22 protein-coding genes are annotated in these 19,389 nt (G+C 70.5%); 16 read left to right on the top strand and 6 right to left on the bottom strand.

The window, feature by feature from the left end; genetic code table 11:
• Positions 1-6: 6 nt before the first annotated feature.
• Together MXD64_RS10915 and ftsY are read right to left on the bottom strand one after the other, a co-directional pair.
• Positions 7-165, bottom strand: coding sequence for a hypothetical protein (locus MXD64_RS10915; protein WP_017888269.1), 159 nt, complete (start codon positions 163-165; stop codon positions 7-9).
• Between the two features lie 107 nt (positions 166-272).
• Positions 273-1,142: a signal recognition particle-docking protein FtsY gene (ftsY, locus tag MXD64_RS10910; RefSeq protein ID WP_017888268.1), complete on the bottom strand. Its 870-nt coding sequence runs from the start codon at positions 1,140-1,142 to the stop codon at positions 273-275.
• Positions 1,143-1,359: 217 nt separating this feature from the next.
• Here ftsY and MXD64_RS10905 point away from each other — a divergent pair, with 217 nt between their 5' ends.
• On the top strand, positions 1,360-2,385 hold the full coding sequence (locus tag MXD64_RS10905; RefSeq protein ID WP_017888267.1) for a TerC family protein: 1,026 nt from the start codon (positions 1,360-1,362) through the stop codon (positions 2,383-2,385).
• Positions 2,386-2,464: 79 nt separating this feature from the next.
• On the opposite strand, the gene lipA is transcribed toward MXD64_RS10905, so the two are convergent.
• Positions 2,465-3,448: a lipoyl synthase gene (gene lipA, locus MXD64_RS10900; protein WP_263136416.1), complete on the bottom strand. Its 984-nt coding sequence runs from the start codon at positions 3,446-3,448 to the stop codon at positions 2,465-2,467.
• Positions 3,445-4,188: a lipoyl(octanoyl) transferase LipB gene (gene lipB, locus MXD64_RS10895; RefSeq protein ID WP_263136415.1), complete on the bottom strand. Its 744-nt coding sequence runs from the start codon at positions 4,186-4,188 to the stop codon at positions 3,445-3,447. Before lipB ends, lipA begins: the two co-directional genes overlap by 4 nt.
• 84 nt (positions 4,189-4,272) lie before the next feature.
• On the opposite strand from lipB, the gene MXD64_RS10890 reads away from it, so the two are divergent.
• Entirely contained in the window at positions 4,273-4,923 is a 651-nt protein-coding gene (locus MXD64_RS10890; protein WP_263136414.1) for a hypothetical protein, read from the top strand.
• 44 nt (positions 4,924-4,967) lie between these two features.
• Positions 4,968-6,518 (top strand): signal recognition particle protein, encoded by a 1,551-nt coding sequence (ffh, locus tag MXD64_RS10885; protein WP_017888263.1) that lies wholly within the window; start codon positions 4,968-4,970, stop codon positions 6,516-6,518.
• Positions 6,519-6,771: 253 nt separating this feature from the next.
• Here ffh and MXD64_RS10880 read toward each other — a convergent pair whose 3' ends face one another.
• Positions 6,772-7,911 carry a glutamate--cysteine ligase gene (locus tag MXD64_RS10880; protein WP_175470751.1) on the bottom strand — a complete coding sequence of 380 codons (1,140 nt, stop codon included), beginning with the start codon at positions 7,909-7,911 and terminating at the stop codon, positions 6,772-6,774.
• 71 nt (positions 7,912-7,982) lie between these two features.
• Here MXD64_RS10880 and MXD64_RS10875 point away from each other — a divergent pair, with 71 nt between their 5' ends.
• The 5 genes from MXD64_RS10875 to trmD all read left to right on the top strand — a co-directional run bounded on the left by MXD64_RS10875 (position 7,983) and on the right by trmD (position 12,199).
• The gene (locus MXD64_RS10875) at positions 7,983-10,118 is read left to right on the top strand and encodes an oxidoreductase (RefSeq protein ID WP_263136413.1); all 2,136 of its coding nucleotides are present in this window, start codon (positions 7,983-7,985) and stop codon (positions 10,116-10,118) included.
• Between the two features lie 164 nt (positions 10,119-10,282).
• Entirely contained in the window at positions 10,283-10,696 is a 414-nt protein-coding gene (gene rpsP / locus MXD64_RS10870; protein WP_017888259.1) for a 30S ribosomal protein S16, read from the top strand.
• 3 nt (positions 10,697-10,699) lie between these two features.
• Positions 10,700-10,936 (top strand): RNA-binding protein, encoded by a 237-nt coding sequence (locus tag MXD64_RS10865; RefSeq protein WP_017888258.1) that lies wholly within the window; start codon positions 10,700-10,702, stop codon positions 10,934-10,936.
• Between the two features lie 19 nt (positions 10,937-10,955).
• The gene (gene rimM, locus MXD64_RS10860) at positions 10,956-11,501 is read left to right on the top strand and encodes a ribosome maturation factor RimM (protein WP_200942672.1); all 546 of its coding nucleotides are present in this window, start codon (positions 10,956-10,958) and stop codon (positions 11,499-11,501) included.
• A gap of 5 nt (positions 11,502-11,506) precedes the next feature.
• Positions 11,507-12,199: a tRNA (guanosine(37)-N1)-methyltransferase TrmD gene (gene trmD, locus MXD64_RS10855; protein WP_017888256.1), complete on the top strand. Its 693-nt coding sequence runs from the start codon at positions 11,507-11,509 to the stop codon at positions 12,197-12,199.
• Between the two features lie 170 nt (positions 12,200-12,369).
• Here trmD and map read toward each other — a convergent pair whose 3' ends face one another.
• Positions 12,370-13,152, bottom strand: coding sequence for a type I methionyl aminopeptidase (gene map / locus MXD64_RS10850; protein WP_159557909.1), 783 nt, complete (start codon positions 13,150-13,152; stop codon positions 12,370-12,372).
• 168 nt (positions 13,153-13,320) lie between these two features.
• On the opposite strand from map, the gene rplS reads away from it, so the two are divergent.
• From rplS to dprA, 8 genes are all read left to right on the top strand, one after another.
• Complete coding sequence (rplS, locus tag MXD64_RS10845; RefSeq protein ID WP_017888254.1) at positions 13,321-13,677, top strand: 50S ribosomal protein L19; 357 nt, start codon at positions 13,321-13,323, stop codon at positions 13,675-13,677.
• Positions 13,678-13,800: 123 nt separating this feature from the next.
• The gene (lepB, locus tag MXD64_RS10840; protein WP_017888253.1) at positions 13,801-14,544 is read left to right on the top strand and encodes a signal peptidase I; all 744 of its coding nucleotides are present in this window, start codon (positions 13,801-13,803) and stop codon (positions 14,542-14,544) included.
• Positions 14,541-15,281 (top strand): ribonuclease HII, encoded by a 741-nt coding sequence (locus tag MXD64_RS10835; RefSeq protein ID WP_056068963.1) that lies wholly within the window; start codon positions 14,541-14,543, stop codon positions 15,279-15,281. Before lepB ends, MXD64_RS10835 begins: the two co-directional genes overlap by 4 nt.
• Before the next feature lie 12 nt (positions 15,282-15,293).
• Positions 15,294-15,617 carry a DUF2469 family protein gene (locus MXD64_RS10830; RefSeq protein ID WP_017888251.1) on the top strand — a complete coding sequence of 108 codons (324 nt, stop codon included), beginning with the start codon at positions 15,294-15,296 and terminating at the stop codon, positions 15,615-15,617.
• 114 nt (positions 15,618-15,731) lie between these two features.
• Positions 15,732-16,082 carry a histone-like nucleoid-structuring protein Lsr2 gene (locus MXD64_RS10825; protein WP_056068961.1) on the top strand — a complete coding sequence of 117 codons (351 nt, stop codon included), beginning with the start codon at positions 15,732-15,734 and terminating at the stop codon, positions 16,080-16,082.
• A gap of 151 nt (positions 16,083-16,233) precedes the next feature.
• Entirely contained in the window at positions 16,234-16,623 is a 390-nt protein-coding gene (locus tag MXD64_RS10820) for a YraN family protein (RefSeq protein ID WP_042539661.1), read from the top strand.
• Positions 16,620-18,143 (top strand): YifB family Mg chelatase-like AAA ATPase, encoded by a 1,524-nt coding sequence (locus MXD64_RS10815; RefSeq protein ID WP_017888248.1) that lies wholly within the window; start codon positions 16,620-16,622, stop codon positions 18,141-18,143. The genes MXD64_RS10820 and MXD64_RS10815 overlap by 4 nt, the downstream gene beginning before the upstream one ends.
• Complete coding sequence (gene dprA / locus MXD64_RS10810) at positions 18,143-19,378, top strand: DNA-processing protein DprA (RefSeq protein ID WP_031260304.1); 1,236 nt, start codon at positions 18,143-18,145, stop codon at positions 19,376-19,378. The genes MXD64_RS10815 and dprA overlap by 1 nt, the downstream gene beginning before the upstream one ends.
• The last annotated feature ends 11 nt before the right edge of the window (positions 19,379-19,389 follow it).

The following is a 19,389-nucleotide window of genomic DNA, read 5'->3' as shown; positions in this document are numbered from 1 at the left end:
GGGTCGCTACGCGCGACCGCGGATCGTCCGGAGCAGCCAGCCGATGATCCCGAGCAGGATGAGCACGATGCCCACCCAGAGCAGGAGCTTCAGGGCGCCGACGAAGATGCCGCTGAAGAGCAGGACGAGGCCGACGATGATCGCGATGATCAGCAGTGCGGGCATGAGGGTCTCCTATCCCTGGAACGAGACCGAGCAGATGCCCGGACCAGAACGGGACGCTACTCCTCGGCGCCGCATCGCGTTCGCTCGCGCGGCGGGACCGCGCCCGCTCAGCCGACGAGGTTCTGCACGAACACGTGCGGCGTGAAGCCCGTCAGGTCGTTGATGCCCTCGCCCTGCCCGATGAGCTTGATCGGGATGCCGGTCTTCTCCTGCACGCTGAGCACGAAGCCGGCCTTGGCCGAGCCGTCGAGCTTCGTGATGACGAGGCCGGTCACGCCGGCGCCCTCGATGAAGGCCTGGGCCTGGGCGAGTCCGTTCTGGCCGGTCGTCGCGTCGAGGACGAGCAGGACCTCGCTGATCTCGGTCTGCTTCTCGACGACGCGCTTGATCTTGGTGAGCTCGTCCATCAGCCCGGCCTTGGTGTGCAGGCGCCCGGCGGTGTCGATGACGACGATCTCGGTCTGGTCGCGGATCGCCTTCTCGACGGTCTGGTACGCCACCGACGCGGGGTCCTGCCCGGGCTGCGACGGACGGACGACGTCGACCCCGGCGCGCTGGGCCCAGGTGGCGACCTGCTCGACCGCCGCGGCGCGGAACGTGTCCGCCGCCCCGACGAGCACCGTGCGGTCGTAGGTCTTCAGGAACTTGGCGAACTTGCCGATCGTCGTGGTCTTGCCGACACCGTTCACCCCGACGACGAGCACCACGGCGGGCCGCGCGCTGAGCTTCAGGGTGGTGTCGAGCTTCGAGAGCCGTTCCTCGAGGACCTCACGGAGCATGCGCTGCAGGTCGGCGGGGTCGGTCGTGCCGTACCGGTCGACGCGGGCGTGCAGGTCCTCGATGATCTCCTCGGAGATGTCCGGGCCGAAGTCGGCGCCGATCAGGGCGGTCTCGAGGTCCTCCCACGTGGTCTCGTCGATCGTCTTGCGCTGGAAGAGGCCGCGCAGCCGTGTGGACAGTGACCAAGAACTCGCCATGCTCCCAGCTTAGAGCGCGGCACATGTCCGCTGTGCCCGGTATGCTCGGGGACACGAAGGGGAGTATTCCCTCTCGGTGACCCCGTCAGTACGGTCCGGAACGATCCGGCCCCGGGGCGCCGGTCGTGCGGCACCGGTTCCGGTGCGGGGCGACGGAAGAGACCTTCAGGCCTCGGCGTACCCGCACACCAGTGGCACGCCCTACCTGAAGGAAACCGTGGACGTCCCACTCTTCGTCTGGCTCATCACGATCGCCGGCATCCTCGCGCTGCTCGTGTTCGACTTCTACTCGCACGTGCGCACGCCGCACGTGCCCCACATCCGCGAATCCGCGTTCTGGTCGGCCTTCTACATCGGCCTGGCCATCCTGTTCGGCATCGGGATCCTGGTGTTCGGCGGCGGACAGGCCGGTGGTGAGTACTTCGCCGGCTGGCTGACCGAGAAGGCGTTGTCGGTCGACAACCTCTTCGTCTTCCTCATCATCATGTCGAGCTTCGCCGTGCCGAAGGAGTTCCAGCAGAAGGTCCTGCTGGTCGGCGTCGCGATCGCGCTCGTCGCCCGCGGTGTGTTCATCGCCCTCGGCGTCACGATCATCGAGAACTTCTCGTGGGTCTTCTACCTGTTCGGTGCGCTGCTGTTCTGGCTCGCCTGGTCGCAGGCCCGCAGCGGCAACGACCACGGCAACGAGGGCGATTCGCGGCTCATCCGGATCCTCAAGCGCTTCATCCCGACCTCGGACCACTACGACGGTGACCGCCTGACCACCCGCGTCGACGGCAAGCGCCTGTTCACCCCGATGCTGCTCGTCATGGTCGCCATCGGCCTCACCGACGTGCTGTTCGCGCTCGACTCCATCCCCGCGATCTTCGGGCTGACGCAGGACGCCTTCATCGTGTTCACCGCGAACGCGTTCTCGCTCCTCGGGCTCCGGCAGCTGTACTTCCTGATCGCCGGTCTGCTCGAGCGCCTCATCTACCTGGGTCAGGGCCTGGCCGTCATCCTGGCGTTCATCGGTGTGAAGCTCGTCTTCCACGCCATGCACGTCAACGAGCTGCCCTTCATCAACGGTGGCGAGCACATCGAGTGGGCGCCGGAGATCCCGATCTGGTTCTCGCTGGGCTTCATCGCCCTGACGATCACGGTCGCGACGATCGCCTCGCTCGTGGTCTCGAAGCGCCGCCAGGAGCGCGGGCTCACCCCGTCGGGTGAGCCGAAGGAGTCGGTGGAAGCCGACGCGAAGTAGCCGTCACCACCTGACGGACGCCAGGCGCGGTGCCAGCCGGCACCGCGCCTGGCGTCTGTCCGGAGCGTCGCCCGGAGCGTCAGACGGCCTGGCGACCGGGGGTCGCGTCGAGCAGGTGGGCCAGGTGCTCGGGAACCGAGCCGCCGCGGGCCACCGTCGCCCGTGCCCACAGTCGACCCGCGCGGTACGACGACCGCACCAGCGGTCCGGCGAGGACCCCCGCGAAGCCCATCTGCTCGGCGAGCTGGCGGAGCTCGACGAACTCCGCAGGGCTGACCCAGCGCGCGACCGGCAGGTGCCGCGGTGACGGGCGGAGGTACTGCGTCAGCGTGATGATGTCCGTGCCGACGTCGTGCAGGCGCTGCAGGGCGTCCTCGATCTCGATGTGATCCTCGCCCATGCCGAGGATCAGGTTCGACTTCGTGACGAGTCCGGCGTCGCGGCCCTGGGCGATGACGTCCAGGGAGCGTTCGAACGTGAACGCCGGTCGGATCCTCTTGAAGATCCTCGGGACGGTCTCGACGTTGTGCGCGAAGACCTCGGGGCGGGCGTCGAACACCTGGCCGAGCTGGTCCGGCCGGCCGTTGAAGTCCGGCACCAGGATCTCGACGCCGGTGCCGGGGGAGTGCTCGTGGATCTGCCGGATCGTCTCGGCGTAGAGCCAGGAGCCGCCGTCGGGCAGGTCGTCCCGTGCGACGCCGGTCACCGTCGCGTACTTCAGGCCCATCGAGACGACGGAGTCCGCGACCCGGCGGGGCTCGTCGCGGTCGAGCGGTTCCGGCTTGCCGGTGTCGATCTGGCAGAAGTCGCAGCGGCGGGTGCACTGCGATCCGCCGATCAGGAACGTCGCCTCGCGGTCCTCCCAGCACTCGAAGATGTTCGGGCAGCCGGCCTCCTGGCAGACGGTGTGCAGCTGCTGGTCCTTGACCAGGGCGGACAGCTCGCGGAACTCGGGGCCCTGCGTGGCGCGGGTCTTGATCCACCCGGGTTTCGTCTCGATCGGGGTCTCGGCGTTCCGGGCCTCGACCCGGAGCATGCGGCGGCCTTCGGGGGCGAGGGTCATACGAGGGTCTCCTGTCGGGCGGGCGCGGTGCTGGTACTCGTGCTGGTGCTGGTGCTGGTGCTGGGGGCTGTCGTGCTGATCCGGTGGCCGCGGTGCATGCCGTCGACGGTCTGTTGGACGCCGTGCGCTACCAGGGGTGCGAGGTCGTCGACGGTCACGGGAGCGAGCCCCAGGTGCGCCGCGGCGGCGCTCAGCGTCGTGACCCCGGCGTCCGCGATGCCGCACGGGACGATCGCTCGGTAGGCGTCGAGGGCGTTGTCGCAGTTGATCGCGATGCCGTGGCTCGTCACGCCCTCGGCGACGTGCAGCCCGATGGCGCCGATCTTGGCGGCGGGGGAGCCGTCCGAGCCCGGCACCCATGCGCCGCTGCGCCCGTCGACCCGTTCGGCGTGCACTCCGACGGCGGCAGCAGCGTCGATGATGACCTGCTCCAGGTCGCGCACCCAGGCGACGACGTCGAGGGGTTCGGCGAGTCGGACGATCGGGTAGGCGACGAGCTGCCCCGGGCCGTGCCAGGTGATGCGACCGCCGCGGTCGGTGTCGACGACGGGGGCGCCGTTCGTCGGCAGGTCGGAGGGTTCGGTGCGGCGTCCGGCGGTGTACACGGACGGGTGCTCGCACAGCACGAGGGCTCCGGGGGAACGGCCTGCGACGACGGCGGCGTGCAGGTCCCGCTGCAGAGCGAGACCGTCGGCGTAGTCGAGCAGCCCGGGGTGGTGCACGATCTCGAGTTCCGGCATGCGGCGAGCGTACGACAGTTTCTGGACGGCGTCCAACAACCGTCTCCTTGACCTCAACTATGGTTGAGATGGTCCGATGTGGACATGGACATCCGCCAGGTACACCTCGCCACCCGTTCCCTCGACGACACCGCCCGGTTCTACGAACGGCTGGGGTGTCCGGTCGAGATCGTCGACGCCGCGGTGCGCGTCGTCGTGGGGTCGTCGCTCCTCGTGTTCCGTGAACTGCCCGAGATGACCGGAGCCCTGCACCTGGCGATCACGATCCCCATCGGGACGTTCGACGCGGCCAAGGCCTGGATCGCCGGACTGACGACGGTGCTCGGTGCCGATGACCAGGACGAGTTCGAGGGGCCGCCGAACTGGAACTCGCGGTCGGTCTACTTCGAGGGGCCCGACGAGCAGCTCCTCGAGCTCATCGAGCGGCGGGACCTGCCCGCAGACGCGGGCGAGAACACGGTCGTCCCGCTCGTCTCCATCAGCGAGGTCGGCGTCCCCGTCCCCGACGTCCTCGGCGCCGTCGATGCCCTGCGACGCGCCGGTCTCGAGCCCTACGCGAACCCGCCGGGGGAGTCCTTCGCCGCGGTCGGCGACGTGGACGGCCTCGTGATCCTGGTGTCGCCCGACCGGCGCTGGTTCCCGACCGGTGACCGGAGTCCGTCGAGCGCGCCGGTGATCGTCGACCTGGGCCTCGGGGCACCGCTCGAACTGACCGAGGGTGTCCTCCTGCGGTGAACGGACCGGTGCGGCCTGCGCGAGCCTTGTAGAATCGACGGATCATGGCGCAATTCGGCTCACTCTCCGATCGGCTGACCGAGACCTTCCGCAATCTGCGGAGCAAGGGTCGGCTGACTCCGTCCGACGTCGACGGCACCGTCCGCGAGATCCGGCGGGCCCTCCTCGACGCCGACGTCGCGCTCGAGGTCGTCAAGGCGTTCACCGCCTCGGTGCGCGAGCGTGCCCTCTCCGACGAGGTCAACCGCGCGCTCAACCCGGCGCAGCAGGTCGTCCAGATCGTCAACGAGGAACTCGTCGGCATCCTCGGCGGGCAGCAGCGACGGCTCGAGTTCGCGAAGAAGCCGCCGACGGTCATCATGCTCGCGGGTCTGCAGGGTGCCGGTAAGACGACCCTGGCCGGCAAGCTCGGCAAGTGGCTCAAGAAGGACGGCCACACCCCGATGCTCGTCGCGGCGGACCTGCAGCGACCGAACGCCGTGCAGCAGCTGCAGGTCGTCGGCGAGCAGGCCGGCGTGCACGTCTTCGCGCCCGAGCCCGGCAACGGTGTCGGCGACCCGGTCAAGGTCGCCAAGAACGCCATCAAGGCCGCGATCGACCAGCAGTACGACACCGTCATCGTGGACACCGCCGGTCGTCTCGGTGTCGACGCCGAGCTGATGAAGCAGGCGGCGAACATCCGCAAGGCCGTCGACCCGGACGAGGTCCTGTTCGTCATCGACGCGATGATCGGTCAGGACGCCGTCAACACGGCCCGCGCGTTCCAGGAAGGCGTCGACTTCACCGGTGTCGTCCTGTCGAAGCTCGACGGTGACGCCCGCGGTGGTGCTGCCCTGTCGGTGGCCAGCGTGACCGGCCGCCCGATCATGTTCGCGTCGACGGGTGAGTCGCTCGACGACTTCGAGCCGTTCCACCCGGACCGCATGGCGAGCCGGATCCTCGACCTCGGCGACATCCTGTCCCTCATCGAGCAGGCGCAGGGTGCCTTCGACGAGGAAGAGGCGCGCAAGGTCGCGGACAAGATCGCGACCGACAACTTCACGCTGAACGACTTCCTGCAGCAGATGCAGCAGCTCCGCAAGGCCGGCTCCATCAAGGGCATGCTCGGCATGCTCCCGGGCGCCAAGGGCATGCGCGAGGCGCTCGACAACTTCGACGAGCGCGAGATCGTCCGCACCGAGGCGATCATCCAGTCGATGACGCCCCAGGAGCGCGAGCTCCCGAAGCTGCTGAACGGTTCGCGTCGTCTGCGCATCGCGCGCGGCGCCGGATCGACCGTCACCGAGGTCAACGCCCTGGTGAACCGGTTCGAGCAGGCCGCCAAGATGATGAAGACCGTCGCCCGCGGCGGCGTGCCGCAGATGCCGGGCATGGGTCCGATCCCGGGCATGCACGGCGGCAAGAAGCAGCAGCAGGGTGGCAAGAAGAAGTCGAAGGTCGGCAACCCGGCCAAGCGCGCGGCCCTCGCGGCCGGTGCCGCGGCTGCACCGCAGCAGGCCCCGCAGGGCTCCGGCCTCGGCCTCGGTGGCGCCAAGGGTTCCAAGGCGCCGACCGAGGAAGAGCTCGCGTCGCTGCAGAAGTTCCTGGGTCGCTGACGCGGCTCGCGATCGCGACCACCTGACGGACGGGCGCGCTCCGCTCAGCGTGACGCGCCAGCGGCACGCGGGGCGCGCTGACCGAGCCTGCGAGGGAGGGGAGCCAGCTGGCACCGGGCCTCCCGTCCGTCGTCCGGTCGCGACGTTCCTTCTCATCGCACGCGCGCTGGAAACCTGAATCGGGCGTACCTGGTCGGAAGGAACGTCCAGGTACGCCCGATTGGACCGGGTACACCCGGTCCGGGTTGGTGCGTCAGAGCGCGTCGCGGAACTCCGTGACCAGGTGGCGGACCACCGCGCGCAGGTCGCCGCCGTTCTCGCGCGCGACCTGCAGCTGCCGCTGGTACGAGGCGCCGCGCTCGATCATCGTGTCGAGGTGGTGCAGTTCGTCCTGGCAGCCGAGCCGCTCCGCGATCGGGTCGAGCCGCTGCACCAGGTCGTGCACCTCGTCGGTCACGAGCCGCTCGTCACCGGCGACGTTCGTGATGATCTCGGCCTCCATGCCGTAGCGGGCCGCGCGCCACTTGTTCTCGCGGATGAACCACGGCTGCATCGTCGGCAGGGTCTCACCGGCGTCGAGCCGGTCCGAGCACGCGGTGACCAGGCACTGCACCAGCGCGGTGACGGCACCGACCTCGTGCAGGGTCGAGATGCCGTCGGACACGCGGTTCTCCAGGGTGCCCCAGCCGGGCGAGGGGCGGATGTCCCAGCGCAGGTCCTTCACGCTGTCGATGACGCCGGTGTGCGTGAGGTCGCCCACGACCTCCTCGAAGTTCGCCCAGGCACCGAGCTGTGGCGGGAGTCCACCGGTCGGGAGCTGCTGGAACATGAGCGCACGGTTCGAGGCGTACCCGGTGTCGGTCCCGCCCCAGAACGGGCTCGACGCCGTGAACGCCTGCAGGTGCGGAACGTAGGCGAGCATCGCGTTCATGATCGGGACCGCCTTGTCGCGGTCGTCGATGCCGACGTGCACGTGCACCCCCCAGATGAGCATCTGGCGTCCCCACCAGCGGGTGCGGTCGATCAGGGTCGTGTAGTGCTCGCTGTCCGGGGTGATCTCCTGCTGGTCCCAGACGGCGAACGGGTGCGTGCCGGAGCACATCACCTGGGCGTCGAGCGGTTCGGCGGCGTCGATGACCTCGCCGATGATGCCGGACAGCTCGCTCGTCGCCGCACCCACCCGATCGTGGACGCTCGACACGACCTCGACCGTGTTGGTCAGCAGCTCCTCGGTGACGCGGTCGGGGTCACCGAGCCGCTCGTGCACGGCGGCGATGACGGCAGGGGCGCGGGGCGCGAGGTCGCCGGTCGACAGGTCGACCAGCGGGAGTTCCCACTCGACGCCGATGGTCGACGGGCGGGACTCGGTGAAGCGGATGTCCATGCCGTCCATCCTGCCCGGAACGTTGTCGGACACGCACAACGATCCGTCCGCCGGTCGCACGGACCCCGCAGAATGGGCGCATGAGCAGCGTCGCTTCCGCCCCCGTCGTCCCGGAGTCGCTCCGGAGCGTGGCGTCACCCTGGACCCTCGGGCCCCTGCACCTGCCGAACCGGGTGGTGATGGGGTCGATGCACACCGGGCTCGAGGTGCAGGACGACGGTGGTGCCGGCATGGCCGCGTTCTACCGGGAGCGTGCGGCCGGCGGAACCGCGTGCATCATCACCGGCGGCATCGCGGTCAACGACGAGGCCCGCGGCGGTCCGGACTTCGCGGTGTTCGGGGTCGGGGGAGCCGACGAGCGGTTCCGGGTCGCGGTGCAGGCCGTGCACGACGAGGGCGGGACGATCCTGGCGCAGCTGTTCCACGCCGGTCGGTACGCCCTGGCGTCGGGGATGGTCGACCGGCACGGGGACCCGCAGCGCGTCGTGGCGCCCTCGGCCCTGCCGTGGGCAGCCGCCCGGGGCGTGGTGCCGACCGCGCTGACGGCGGCCGAGGTCGAGCGGACCATCGAGGACTTCGCCGCCGCTGCCCGCACCGCCCGCGCGATCGGGTTCGACGGCGTGGAGATCATGGCGTCCGAGGGGTACCTGATCAACCAGTTCCAGTCGCCGCTGACGAACCTGCGCGACGACGAGTGGGGCGGCGACGCAGCACGTCGTCGGCGGTTCGCGATCGAGGTCGTCCGGGCCGTGCGCACCGCCGTCCCGGACCTCGCAGTGACGATCCGGCTGTCCGGCGCCGACCTGATGCCCGGCTCCTCGACCGACGACGAGGTCGACGCACTCGTGCACGACCTGCTGCCGCTCGGGCTCGACGGCATCTCGGTCGGCATCGGCTGGCACGAGTCCCGCACCCCGACGGTGCAGGCCGCGGTGCCGCACGGGGCCTGGCTGGCGTACGCGTCCCGGATCGCCGGGGTGGTGCGCGCGTCCCCGCACCCGCACGTCCGCGTGATCGCCTCGAACCGGATGACGGACCTGCGGGACGGCGAGGCGGTGCTCGCCGACGGCCTGCTCGACGCCGTCGCCCTCGCCCGACCGTTCCTGGCCGATCCCGCACTCGTCGACCGCTCCCTGGCCGGCCGGTTCGCCCTCGTGAACACCTGCATCGGCTGCAACCAGGCGTGCCTCGACCGGTCGATCATCGGCGCACCGGTGTCGTGCCTGGTGAACCCCCGCGCCGGCCGCGAGGTCGCGTTCCCCGCACGCCCGACGGCCGACCCGAAGCGCGTCGACGTCGTCGGCGGCGGTCCGGCCGGGCTCGCCGCGGCGGTGGACGCCGCCCGCCGCGGCCACGAGGTCACCCTCTGGGAGGCGTCCGACCGTCTCGGCGGCCAGTTCGGCCTCGCCGCACTCGTCCCGGGGAAGGAGGACTACGCCGCCACGGTGCGGTCCGCCCGCACGGAGCTCGAGGAGCGGGGCGCGACCATCCACCTCGGACGCCCGGCCACGGCTCGGGACCTCGTCGACAGCGACGCCGTCGTCCTCGCGCCCGGGGTGGTCCCGCGGAGCATCGACGTCCCCGGCAGCGACCTGCCGCACGTGCTGTCCTACGAGCGGGCGCTGCGGGACGGCGTCCCCGAGGGCACCGTCGCGATCATCGGCGGCGGCGGCATCGGGGTGGACACCGCGGCGTTCCTGACCGAGTCGCCCGACGAGGCCGTCCGGGCCGCCGGGTTCGCGGCGCGCTGGGACCTCGACGTGTCCGAGGAACTCGTCGGTGACGTCCCGCAGCGGCTCCCCGCGGCACCGCGCACCACCCGACCGGGGCCGGACGTGACGGTGCTCCGCCGATCGGGCAAGTTCGGCCACGGGATCGGCATCACCTCGCGGTGGGTCGCGATCGGTCGGCTGCGCGACGCCGGCGTGCGGATGGTCGGCGGCGTGCAGGAGTACCTGCGCATCGAACCCGGGGTGCTCTGGATCCGCGACGAGCACGGGGACGAGGTCGGCGTGCCGGCGGACACCGTCGTGGTCTGCGCCGGGCAGGAGCGGGCGAGCGACACCGAGGGTGACGCGCCCGACGGACTCGCCACGGGCCTCCAGGCCGCCGGCGTGCCGTACGCCGTCGTCGGCGGCGCGCGGGACGCACGGAGCGTGGACGCGGTCCGGGCGACGTCCGAAGCCCTCGAAGCGGTGCGGCGCCTCGCCCCGTAGCGAGTCGGCTCGCATCACGGCCGGGAATCTGCAAGAATGAACGGTCGAATCGCCGCAGCTCGACCCTCTATCCAGCTGTGAGCGATCTCTCTCGAGCTTTCGCCGTGTGTGCCCCCACGCCCGCGGTTCCAGTTCAACCACAACGAAAGCAAACAGGAGCAATTGTGGCTGTCAAGATCCGTCTGAAGCGTCTCGGTAAGATCCGTGCGCCCTACTACCGCATCGTCGTCGCCGACTCGCGCACCAAGCGCGATGGTCGTGTCCTCGAGGAGATCGGTCAGTACCACCCCACCGAGGAGCCCTCGGTCATCAAGATCGAGTCCGAGCGTGCGCTCTACTGGCTCGGCGTCGGCGCGCAGCCGACCGAGCAGGTCGCGGCCCTCCTCAAGCTGACCGGCGACTGGGCCAAGTTCAAGGGCGAGAAGGACACCGAGTCCAAGGTCAAGGTGGCCGAGCCGAAGCAGGCCTTCCAGGTCGACTCCTCGAAGAAGGCCGTCCTCAAGCCGAAGTCGGAGAAGACGGCTCCCGCCGCCAAGGCCGACGACGCCGAGACCGCCGACGAGACGACCGAGGCGTAGTCCTTGCTCGAATCCGCGCTGACGCACCTCGTCAAGGGGATCGTCGATCACCCTGACGACGTGCGCGTCGCCAGCTCCACCTCCCCACGCGGCGAGGTCCTCGAGGTGCGTGTGCACCCCGAGGACCTCGGCCGCGTGATCGGTCGCGCCGGGCGCACCGCCAAGGCGCTCCGCACCCTCGTCACGGCCCTGGCCGACGGCAAGCGCGTGCGGGTCGACGTGGTGGACACCGATTCCTAGGGAGACGACCCAGCTCCGGGTGGGTCGAATCACGAAGGCGCACGGGCTCAAGGGCGGCATCAAGCTCGAGCTCTACACCGACGACCCGGATCGTCGGTTCACCCCGGGCGCCACCTTCACGCTCCAGGTCCCCGACGACTCTCCGTGGTCGGGCAAGACCCTCGAGCTGGACGAACTCCGCTGGTACAACGGTCACCCCGTCGCGTTCTTCGCCGGGATCGACGACCGCACCGGCGCCGAGTCCCTGGCACGCATCATCCTCTGGGTCGAGCAGGACGCCGACGCCGAGACCGGTGAGGACGACGCCTGGTACGACCACCAGCTCGTCGGGTTGAAGGTCCTGCGCGACGGCGCCGAGGTCGGCACCGTCGCCCGTGTGGACCACATGCCCGCGCAGGACCTGCTCGCGATCGACACGCCGACCCGCGGCGAGGTCCTCGTGCCGTTCGTCTCCGCCATCGTGCCCGCGGTCGACATCGCTGCCGGCACCGTCACGGTCACGCCGCCGCAGGGCCTGTTCGAGGACCCCGAGGACACCTCGCGCCCCGAGACGGTCACGGACTAGCTGCCGTGCGGATCGACATCGTCACGATCTTCCCGGAGTTCTTCTCCGTGCTGGACGTGTCCCTGCTCGGCAAGGCGCGCTCCGGCGGCCTGCTCGACCTGCACGTGCACGACCTGCGGTCGTGGACCACCGACCGGCACCGCACCGTCGACGACACCCCGTACGGCGGTGGCGCCGGCATGGTGATGAAGCCGGAACCGTGGGCGCAGGCGCTCGAAGCGCTCTTCCGCCCCGACGGCTCGTCGACCCTGGTGGTCCCGACGCCGGCCGGCACCCCCTTCACGCAGTCGATCGCGCGCTCGCTCGCGTCGACGTCCGACCACCTCGTGTTCGCCTGCGGGCGGTACGAGGGCATCGACGCCCGCGTCTTCGAGTGGGCGTCATCGCGCGCCACCGTCGTCGAGCTCTCCCTCGGTGACTACGTGCTGAACGGTGGCGAGGTCGCCGCGATGGCGATCATCGAGGCCGTCGGTCGACTGGTCCCCGGCGTGGTAGGCAACCCCGAGTCACTGGTCGAGGAGTCCCACGAGGACGGTCTGCTCGAGTACCCCTCGTACACCAAGCCCGCGTCGTGGCGCGGCCTGGACGTCCCCGACGTCCTGCTCAGCGGGCACCACGCCCGCGTCGGTGCCTGGCGGCACGAGCAGCAGCTGGAGCGGACGCGGCGCGTCCGTCCGGACCTGCTGCCCGACGCGTAGCGCGACCCGTCCTGGGAAAGCGACAGACGTCCGCGGAACATCCGCGGACACCTGTCGCTTTCGCTGTTCTGACGGTCCGCGGCCCGCGAGGTCTGTCGCCTCGGTGGGGTGGGGGCGACGCGTGACGGACTGGAGGCGCGGTGCCAGCTGGTGCCGCGCCTCCAGGCCCGCTACTGGTCGCGCTGGGCGCGACGCAGGGTCAGGACCTCGGGTCCGGCCTCGGTGACCGCCACGGTGTGCTCGACGTGCGCAGCGCGCGAGCCGTCGACGCTGCGCAGGGTCCAGCCGTCGTCGTCCTGGGAGAGCTCGTCGGTCGTCTGCATGAGCCACGGTTCGATGGCGACGACCAGCCCCGGCCGGAGCTTGAGCCCGCGGCCCGGACGGCCGTCGTTCGGCACGTGCGGGTCCCCGTGCATCGTGCGGCCGACGCCGTGCCCGCCGAACTGCAGGTTGACGTCGTGACCGGCCTGGTGCGCGACGTGTCCGATGGCGTGCGAGACGTCGCCGAGCTTGTTGCCGGGGGCGGCCTGGGCGATGCCGGCCGCCAACGCCCGCTCGACGGTGGCGATCAGGGCCTGGTCCTCGGCACGCGGCGTCCCGACCTGGACGCTGACGGCGGAGTCCGCGACCCAACCGTCGACGCTCGCGGCGAAGTCCAGGCTCACCAGGTCGCCGTCCTGCAGCGCGTAGTCGTGCGGCAGGCCGTGCAGGGCGGCGTCGTTGACCGACGTGCAGAGGTTCTTGCCGAACGGCGACATCCCGAACGACGGGTGGTAGTCGACGTAGCAGCTCTCGGCCGCGCGCTCGGCGATCATCCGGGCCGCGACGCGGTCGAGGTCGAGCAGGTTCACGCCGACGTCGACCGTCTCGAGCAGTTCGTCGAGCACGTCGGCGACGAACCGGCCGGCGACACGCAGGCCGTCCAGCTCGGCGGGGGTGCGGAGTTCGATCATGGGTCCATCCTCGTCGTTTTGCCTCGCGCGCTCTCTGTGGCAGTATTGAACGCTGTGCCCTGGCTGGACTCTGCCACGGGGGAGTCGCCGACACCGGGCACGCACCACCACTTTCCGAACCTTCTATCCGCGGCGACCCGTGTGCGTCCGCAGAGAGTGAAACCCACCATGAGCCAGCTCCTCGACAACGTCGACGCAGCATCGCTGCGGACCGACGTCCCGGACTTCCGTCCCGGCGACACCATCAAGGTGCACGTCAACATCATCGAAGGCACGCGCTCGCGTATCCAGGTCTTCCAGGGTGTCGTCATCGGCCGTCAGGGCCACGGCATCGGCGAGACCTTCAAGGTCCGCAAGGTGAGCTTCCAGGTCGGCGTCGAGCGCTGGTTCCCGGTGCACTCGCCGATCATCGACCACATCGAGATCGTCACCAAGGGTGACGTCCGTCGTGCGAAGCTCTACTACCTGCGCGAGCTCCGCGGCAAGGCGGCTCGCCGCAAGATCAAGGAGAAGCGCGACGCCTGATCGCCTTCACAGTGAACGTCCGCGAGCCGGACGACGCTGCGAGCCCCTCGTCCATGTACGGTTGTGCATCGACGGGGGGCTCTTCCCATTGCGGCAGAGCGAGCGGTTCGAACGAGAGCGGAAATGACGGACACGACAGACGATTCGGGGCGCAGGCCACGTGCCGAGAAGCAACGGAACGGTGTCCTCACATTCCTCCGCGACCTCGTCATCATCTTCATCGCGGCACTCCTCGTGTCGTTCCTGGTGAAGACGTTCCTGATCCGGTCGTTCTACATCCCGTCGGCGTCGATGGAGAACACGCTGCAGATCAACGACCGCGTGATCGTCAACGAGCTCGTTCCCGGAACCGTGGCGCTGAAGCGGGGGGACGTCGTCGTCTTCAAGGACCCGGGCGGATGGCTCACCGGTTCCGACGTGCCGAACGTCACGCCGGACACGCAGCCCGCCAAGGCCATCGACTGGGCCCTGACGCAGGTCGGGCTCGGCACGGGGGACAGCGACGACCACCTCATCAAGCGCGTCATCGGACTGCCGGGTGACAAGGTGTCGTGCTGCAACGACCTCGGGCAGATGTCCGTCAACGGCGTCCCCATCAAGGAGCCGTACCTGAAGCTGCCCGCCGGTGCCCCGGCCTCGGCGACCGACTTCTCGGTGACCGTGCCGAAGGGCACCATCTGGGTGATGGGCGACAACCGGAACGACTCGAAGGACTCCCGGTACAACGGCGACACCCCGTCGAAGGGCTTCGTCCCGATGTCCGACGTCACCGGCCGCGCGTTCGTCATCTCCTGGCCCGCGAGCCGGTGGACCTGGCTCGACGACCACCCCGAGGTGTTCGCCGGCGTGGAGGAGCGCGACGAGTGACCGCCGTACGTCCGTCGCTCCGGGTCGAGAAACGGCTGCTGGCCGAGGGCCGCGTGACCGTGATCGGCATGGACGAGGTCGGCCGTGGCGCCATCGCCGGTCCGGTCGGGGTCGGAGTGGCCGCGGTGACGCTCGACATCGGACGTGTGCCCCAGGGGCTCGCCGACTCGAAGCTGCTCTCCGAAGCGCGCCGGACCGACCTGGTGCCCGTCGTGCAGCGTTGGGCGCGGACAGCGGTCGGCATGGCCTCGGCGGAGTTCGTCGACCAGCAGGGCATCGTCCCCGCCCTCGGTGCTGCCGGGGCGCAGGCGCTCGGTTCCCTGGTCGCAGACGGGGTGTCCCTCGACGGCGCAGTGGTCGTGCTCGACGGCTCGTTCGACTGGTTGAGCAGGGCCATCCCCGCATCCCTCCGGCCGGCGACGGAACCGCTCGAGGTCGTCGTGCGGGTCAAGGCCGACCGCGACTGCGCCTCGGTGGCCGCGGCGTCCGTGGTGGCCAAGGTCGCGCGTGACGCCGTCATGATCACGGCGCACGACGACGCTCCGCACTACGGCTGGGTGTCGAACAAGGGGTACGGGTCGACGGCGCACTACGACGCGATCCGGACGGTCGGGGCGCACACCCTGCACCGGAAGTCGTGGCTGCACCAGGCCTCGAGCGTCGCGCTGGACGGGTTCGACGAACTCGACGCCCCCGCGGCCCTCACCGGTCCTCCGCTCGGGCGTCCGTCGCCGTAGACTGTGGGCGCAATGGATGAGGACGAATTCGACGACTACGACCGCGAGGTCGAGCTGGCCCTGTACCGCGAGTACCGAGACGTGGTCTCGCAGTTCCGTTACGTGGTCGAGACGGAGCGCCGTTTCTACTTGGCGAACGAGGTCGAACTCGTGCGCCGTGACACGGAGCACGACTTCTACTTCGAACTGACCATGAACGACGTCTGGGTCTGGGACGTCTACCGTTCCGACCGGTTCGTCAAGGGTGTCCGCGTGCTCACGTTCAAGGACGTGAATGTCGAGGAGCTCACGACGCGGGAACTCGAACTGCCGAAGGAACTCGCACTCGACGAGTGATCGTCGCTTTTCATTCTGCTGCTTTCTCGGTGAATCGCCGGTGATCCGAAGCGCCGTGGAATTGTTCGCGCTATTCTGATGGCGATTTAACCGCCCCACGAACAGGAGCACCCCATGGCACAGAAGGTCACCGTCCAGCTCGTCGACGACCTCGACGATTCCCCCATCACCACCGGTGAAGGCCGGACGGTCGAATTCGCGTTCGACGGCTCGTCGTACGAGATCGACCTGTCGAACGACAACGTCGACAAGTTCCGCGAGGCGATCTCCGATTACGTCGCCGCGGCGCGCAAGGTCTCCGGTCGTCGGACCGGTGGCGGTTCCGCCCCGAAGTCCGCACCCAAGCGCGGCAACTCGGAAGAGCTCGGCAAGATCCGCGAGTGGGCCAAGGAGAACGGGTACGAAGTCTCGTCCCGTGGTCGTATCTCGACGCAGGTGCAGGAAGCGTACGCAGCAGCGCACTGACGCTCGCCGCAGCAGGACCCGGGTGATCTCGATCGCCCGGGTCCTTCTTCTTTCCTCCACAGTGGCAATCTGCTCGCACTGATTCCACAGATTCTGCATCGTCACTGATGCGGCTGTTCGTTCCCGAGATCGTTGTCGTGGAGGCAACGACATGGAACAACAGGTGCAACGCCCACCGGGGCGGTCGCTCCGGAACGGCCGACTCGGGCGATTCGGTGAAGAACGCGCGGTGGTCTGGCTCGAAGCTCGGGGATTCCGTGTCCTCGAACGGAACTGGCGATGTGCGCGCGGGGAGATCGACATCGTCGCGTGGGATTCCTGCACGCTCGCGTTCATCGAGGTGAAGACCCGGTCCGGTGCGGCGACCGGGCACCCGTTCGAGGCGATCACCGCAGCGAAGCTCACCCGGATGCGTCGGCTCGTCCCCGAGTGGTTCGACGCGCATCCCGAGGTCTCGGCACGTGCGGTCCGCGTGGACGTCGTCGCGGTCCACGTCGACGGACCCCGCATCGTCGTCGAACACCTGGCAGGCGTGCTGTGACCGGCATCGGCCGCGCGGCCGCGGTCGCGCTGCTGGGGGTCACCGGCCGCTGCATCGAAGTCGAAGCCCACCTCACCAGTCAGCTCCCGGCGTTCAGCATCATCGGGCTTCCCGACACCTCGTTGGGCGAGGCGCGGGAACGCGTGCGATCCGCGGCCGCGAACGCGGGGTGCCCCTTGCCCGCCCGTCGGATCACCGTGAACCTGACCCCCGCTGCGATCCCGAAGCGCGGTTCCGGGTTCGACCTGGCCATCGCGATGGCGGTGCTCGCCGGCGCGGGACTCGCGCCGGACGTCTCGGAGCGTGTCGTGTACATCGGCGAGCTCGGCCTCGACGGTCGGGTGCGTCCGGTCCCCGGGGTGATCCCGATGCTCATCGCCGCGCGCGACGCCGGTGTCGACCGCGTGGTGCTGCCCGTCGGCAACCTGACCGAGGCCCGTGTCGTCAGCGGTGTGCGGGTCCGGGGTGTGGACTCGCTGCGGGCGGCGGCCATCGACGCCGGGGCGCTCCTGCCGGAGGTCGAGGTCGACCCGGTGCTGCCGGTCCCGATCCCGTCGGTGCCGCGTCCCGTGGCCGAGCTGTCCGACGTCGTGGGGAACCCGGTCGGGGTCCGAGCCGTGATCGCGGCGGCGGCCGGGGGACACCACGCGCTGCTGCTCGGGCCGCCGGGTGCCGGCAAGACGATGCTCGCCGAGCGGCTGCCCGGGCTGCTGCCGGACCTGGACGACGAGACCGCGCTCGAGGTCGCCGCGGTCCGGTCCGTCGCCGGACTCGGCCCCGCGTCCTGGAGCACGAAGCCACCGTGGGAAGCCCCGCACCACTCCGCCTCGGCGGTCTCGCTCATCGGCGGTGGGTCGGGGGTGCTGCGTCCGGGGGCCGTGTCGCGCGCCACCGGGGGCATCCTGTTCCTCGACGAGGCGCCGGAGTTCCCCCGGGCCGTGCTCGACGCGCTCCGGCAACCGCTCGAGTCCGGTCGGATCACCGTCCACCGGGCGGCGGGCGCCGCCGAGTTCCCCGCACGCTGCCAGGTCGTCCTCGCGGCGAACCCCTGCCCGTGCGGGAACGCCGGTGGTGCCCACGGGCAACCCTGTGAGTGCTCGCCGAGCACCGTTCGCCGGTACCTCGGGCGGATGTCCGGGCCGTTGCTCGACCGCATGGACATCCGCGTGCTCGTGCCCCGGGTGACGACGGGGCGGATGCGCGCCGCGGACGGCAGCACGCCGACCACGGCGGTCGCACGTGCAGCGGTCGCGGCAGCGCGGGCCCGCATGGCGGAGCGGCTGCACGGGACGGGATGGTCCCGCAACGCCGAGGTCACCGGGACCTGGCTCCGCGCCGACGGGCGCATCGAACCCGGGTCGACCGCGGACCTCGACCGTGCACTCGACCTCGGCACCCTGACGATGCGCGGCTGGGACCGCGTGATGCGACTGGCGTGGACGCTCGCCGACCTCGATGCCGTCGACCGGCCCACGGGTGAGCACATCCGGGGTGCCCTGGCCCTGCGGAGCGCGCTGTGATGCCGGCGGGCACGGAGCTCCTCGACACCGTGGCGCGCCTGCTCGGACGCAGCGGCGCCGCGGTCGACCCGGTGCAGGCCGCGGCACGGGTCGCGTGGTCGGCCATCGTCGAACCCGGGGACTCCGTCGCCGGCGAGCTCCTCGCCGGGCTCGGGCCGGAGCGCGCACTCGGTGGGGTGTTGCTCGCCGCGGACGGCGACCACGACGCGCTGCTGGGGGACTGCGTCGAGGCCGAGGTCCCCGGAGCCGAGGACCCCGCGGTGCTGCTCGGGGTGCTGCGGACCGCGGTGGAGCGCTGGCGGCCCCGGCTGGCCAGCGTCGAGGTGGGCGACGTCCTCGCGGCCGCCGGTGCGGTCGGCGCCGGTCTGCTCGTCCCGGAGAGCGACGGGTGGCCCTCGTCGCTGGACGACCTCGGGCCGCACGCCCCGGTGGTCCTGTGGACGCGCAGCCCCGGCGTCCGCCTCGGCGACGGGACGCCGGTGCTCGGGGTCGTGGGGTCCCGGGCGAACACGGTGGCCGGTGCCGAGGCGACCGCGGAGATCACCTCGACGGCGGTGGACGCCGGATTCCGCGTCGTCAGCGGTGGCGCCTACGGCATCGACGCCGTGGCGCACCGCGTGGCCGTCGCTGCCGGAACACCCACGATCGCGGTCCTGGCCGGTGGCATCGACCAGCTCTACCCGGTGGGCAACGCGCAGCTGCTCCACAACGTGGCACGGCAGGGCGCCCTGCTCGCCGAGTCGGCACCGGGGACACGACCGACGCGGTGGCGTTTCCTCGCTCGGAACCGGCTGATCGCCGCGCTGGCCGACGTCACGGTGGTGGTCGAGGCCGGTGCTCGCTCCGGGGCGCTCAACACCGCTCACCACGCCGCGCAGCTCGGGCGGCCGGTGTTCGCCGTGCCCGGAGCCTTCGCGTCCTCGGCGTCGGTCGGATGCCACCGGCTCATCGCGCAGGGGCGGGCGGAGATCGTCGTGCACCCCGGCGATCCGGTCGCGGCGATCCGTGCGGTGTCCGGGACCGGTGGGGGAGCGGTGCCGGACGAGCCGTTGCTGTCCGGCAGGCAGGACCCCGAGGTGGTCCGGGTCCTCGACGCGCTCGGCCGTCGTGCGCTGCCCGAAGCCGAGATCGCCCGCCGAGCCGGGATGTCGACTGCGGACGTCGCCGACGCGCTCGCGCTGGCGCAGCTGCAGGGGCTCGTCGTCCCGAGCGGCGGCGGGTGGGGGCGGGCATGACGGTCTGCAGC

This window comes from Curtobacterium sp. Arg-1, assembly GCF_025643395.1.
GTDB classification, from domain to species: Bacteria; Actinomycetota; Actinomycetes; order Actinomycetales; family Microbacteriaceae; genus Curtobacterium; species Curtobacterium poinsettiae.
Note: the sequence above shows the minus strand (reverse complement) of the source record. Positions and strands in the feature narration are given on the sequence as shown.

Bases quoted from the DNA above. Each gene is read 5' to 3' on its own strand.
- MXD64_RS10915 (WP_017888269.1), bottom strand. From the start codon at position 165: ATGCCCGCACTGCTGATCATCGCGATCATCGTCGGCCTCGTCCTGCTC.
- ftsY (WP_017888268.1), bottom strand. From the start codon at position 1,142: ATGGCGAGTTCTTGGTCACTGTCCACACGGCTGCGCGGCCTCTTCCAG.
- lipA (WP_263136416.1), bottom strand. From the start codon at position 3,448: ATGACCCTCGCCCCCGAAGGCCGCCGCATGCTCCGGGTCGAGGCCCGG.
- lipB (WP_263136415.1), bottom strand. From the start codon at position 4,188: ATGCCGGAACTCGAGATCGTGCACCACCCCGGGCTGCTCGACTACGCC.
- MXD64_RS10890 (WP_263136414.1), top strand. From the start codon at position 4,273: ATGGACATCCGCCAGGTACACCTCGCCACCCGTTCCCTCGACGACACC.
- ffh (WP_017888263.1), top strand. From the start codon at position 4,968: ATGGCGCAATTCGGCTCACTCTCCGATCGGCTGACCGAGACCTTCCGC.
- MXD64_RS10880 (WP_175470751.1), bottom strand. From the start codon at position 7,911: ATGGACGGCATGGACATCCGCTTCACCGAGTCCCGCCCGTCGACCATC.
- MXD64_RS10875 (WP_263136413.1), top strand. From the start codon at position 7,983: ATGAGCAGCGTCGCTTCCGCCCCCGTCGTCCCGGAGTCGCTCCGGAGC.
- map (WP_159557909.1), bottom strand. From the start codon at position 13,152: ATGATCGAACTCCGCACCCCCGCCGAGCTGGACGGCCTGCGTGTCGCC.
- rplS (WP_017888254.1), top strand. From the start codon at position 13,321: ATGAGCCAGCTCCTCGACAACGTCGACGCAGCATCGCTGCGGACCGAC.
- lepB (WP_017888253.1), top strand. From the start codon at position 13,801: ATGACGGACACGACAGACGATTCGGGGCGCAGGCCACGTGCCGAGAAG.
- MXD64_RS10830 (WP_017888251.1), top strand. From the start codon at position 15,294: ATGGATGAGGACGAATTCGACGACTACGACCGCGAGGTCGAGCTGGCC.
- MXD64_RS10825 (WP_056068961.1), top strand. From the start codon at position 15,732: ATGGCACAGAAGGTCACCGTCCAGCTCGTCGACGACCTCGACGATTCC.
- MXD64_RS10820 (WP_042539661.1), top strand. From the start codon at position 16,234: ATGGAACAACAGGTGCAACGCCCACCGGGGCGGTCGCTCCGGAACGGC.
- dprA (WP_031260304.1), top strand. From the start codon at position 18,143: ATGCCGGCGGGCACGGAGCTCCTCGACACCGTGGCGCGCCTGCTCGGA.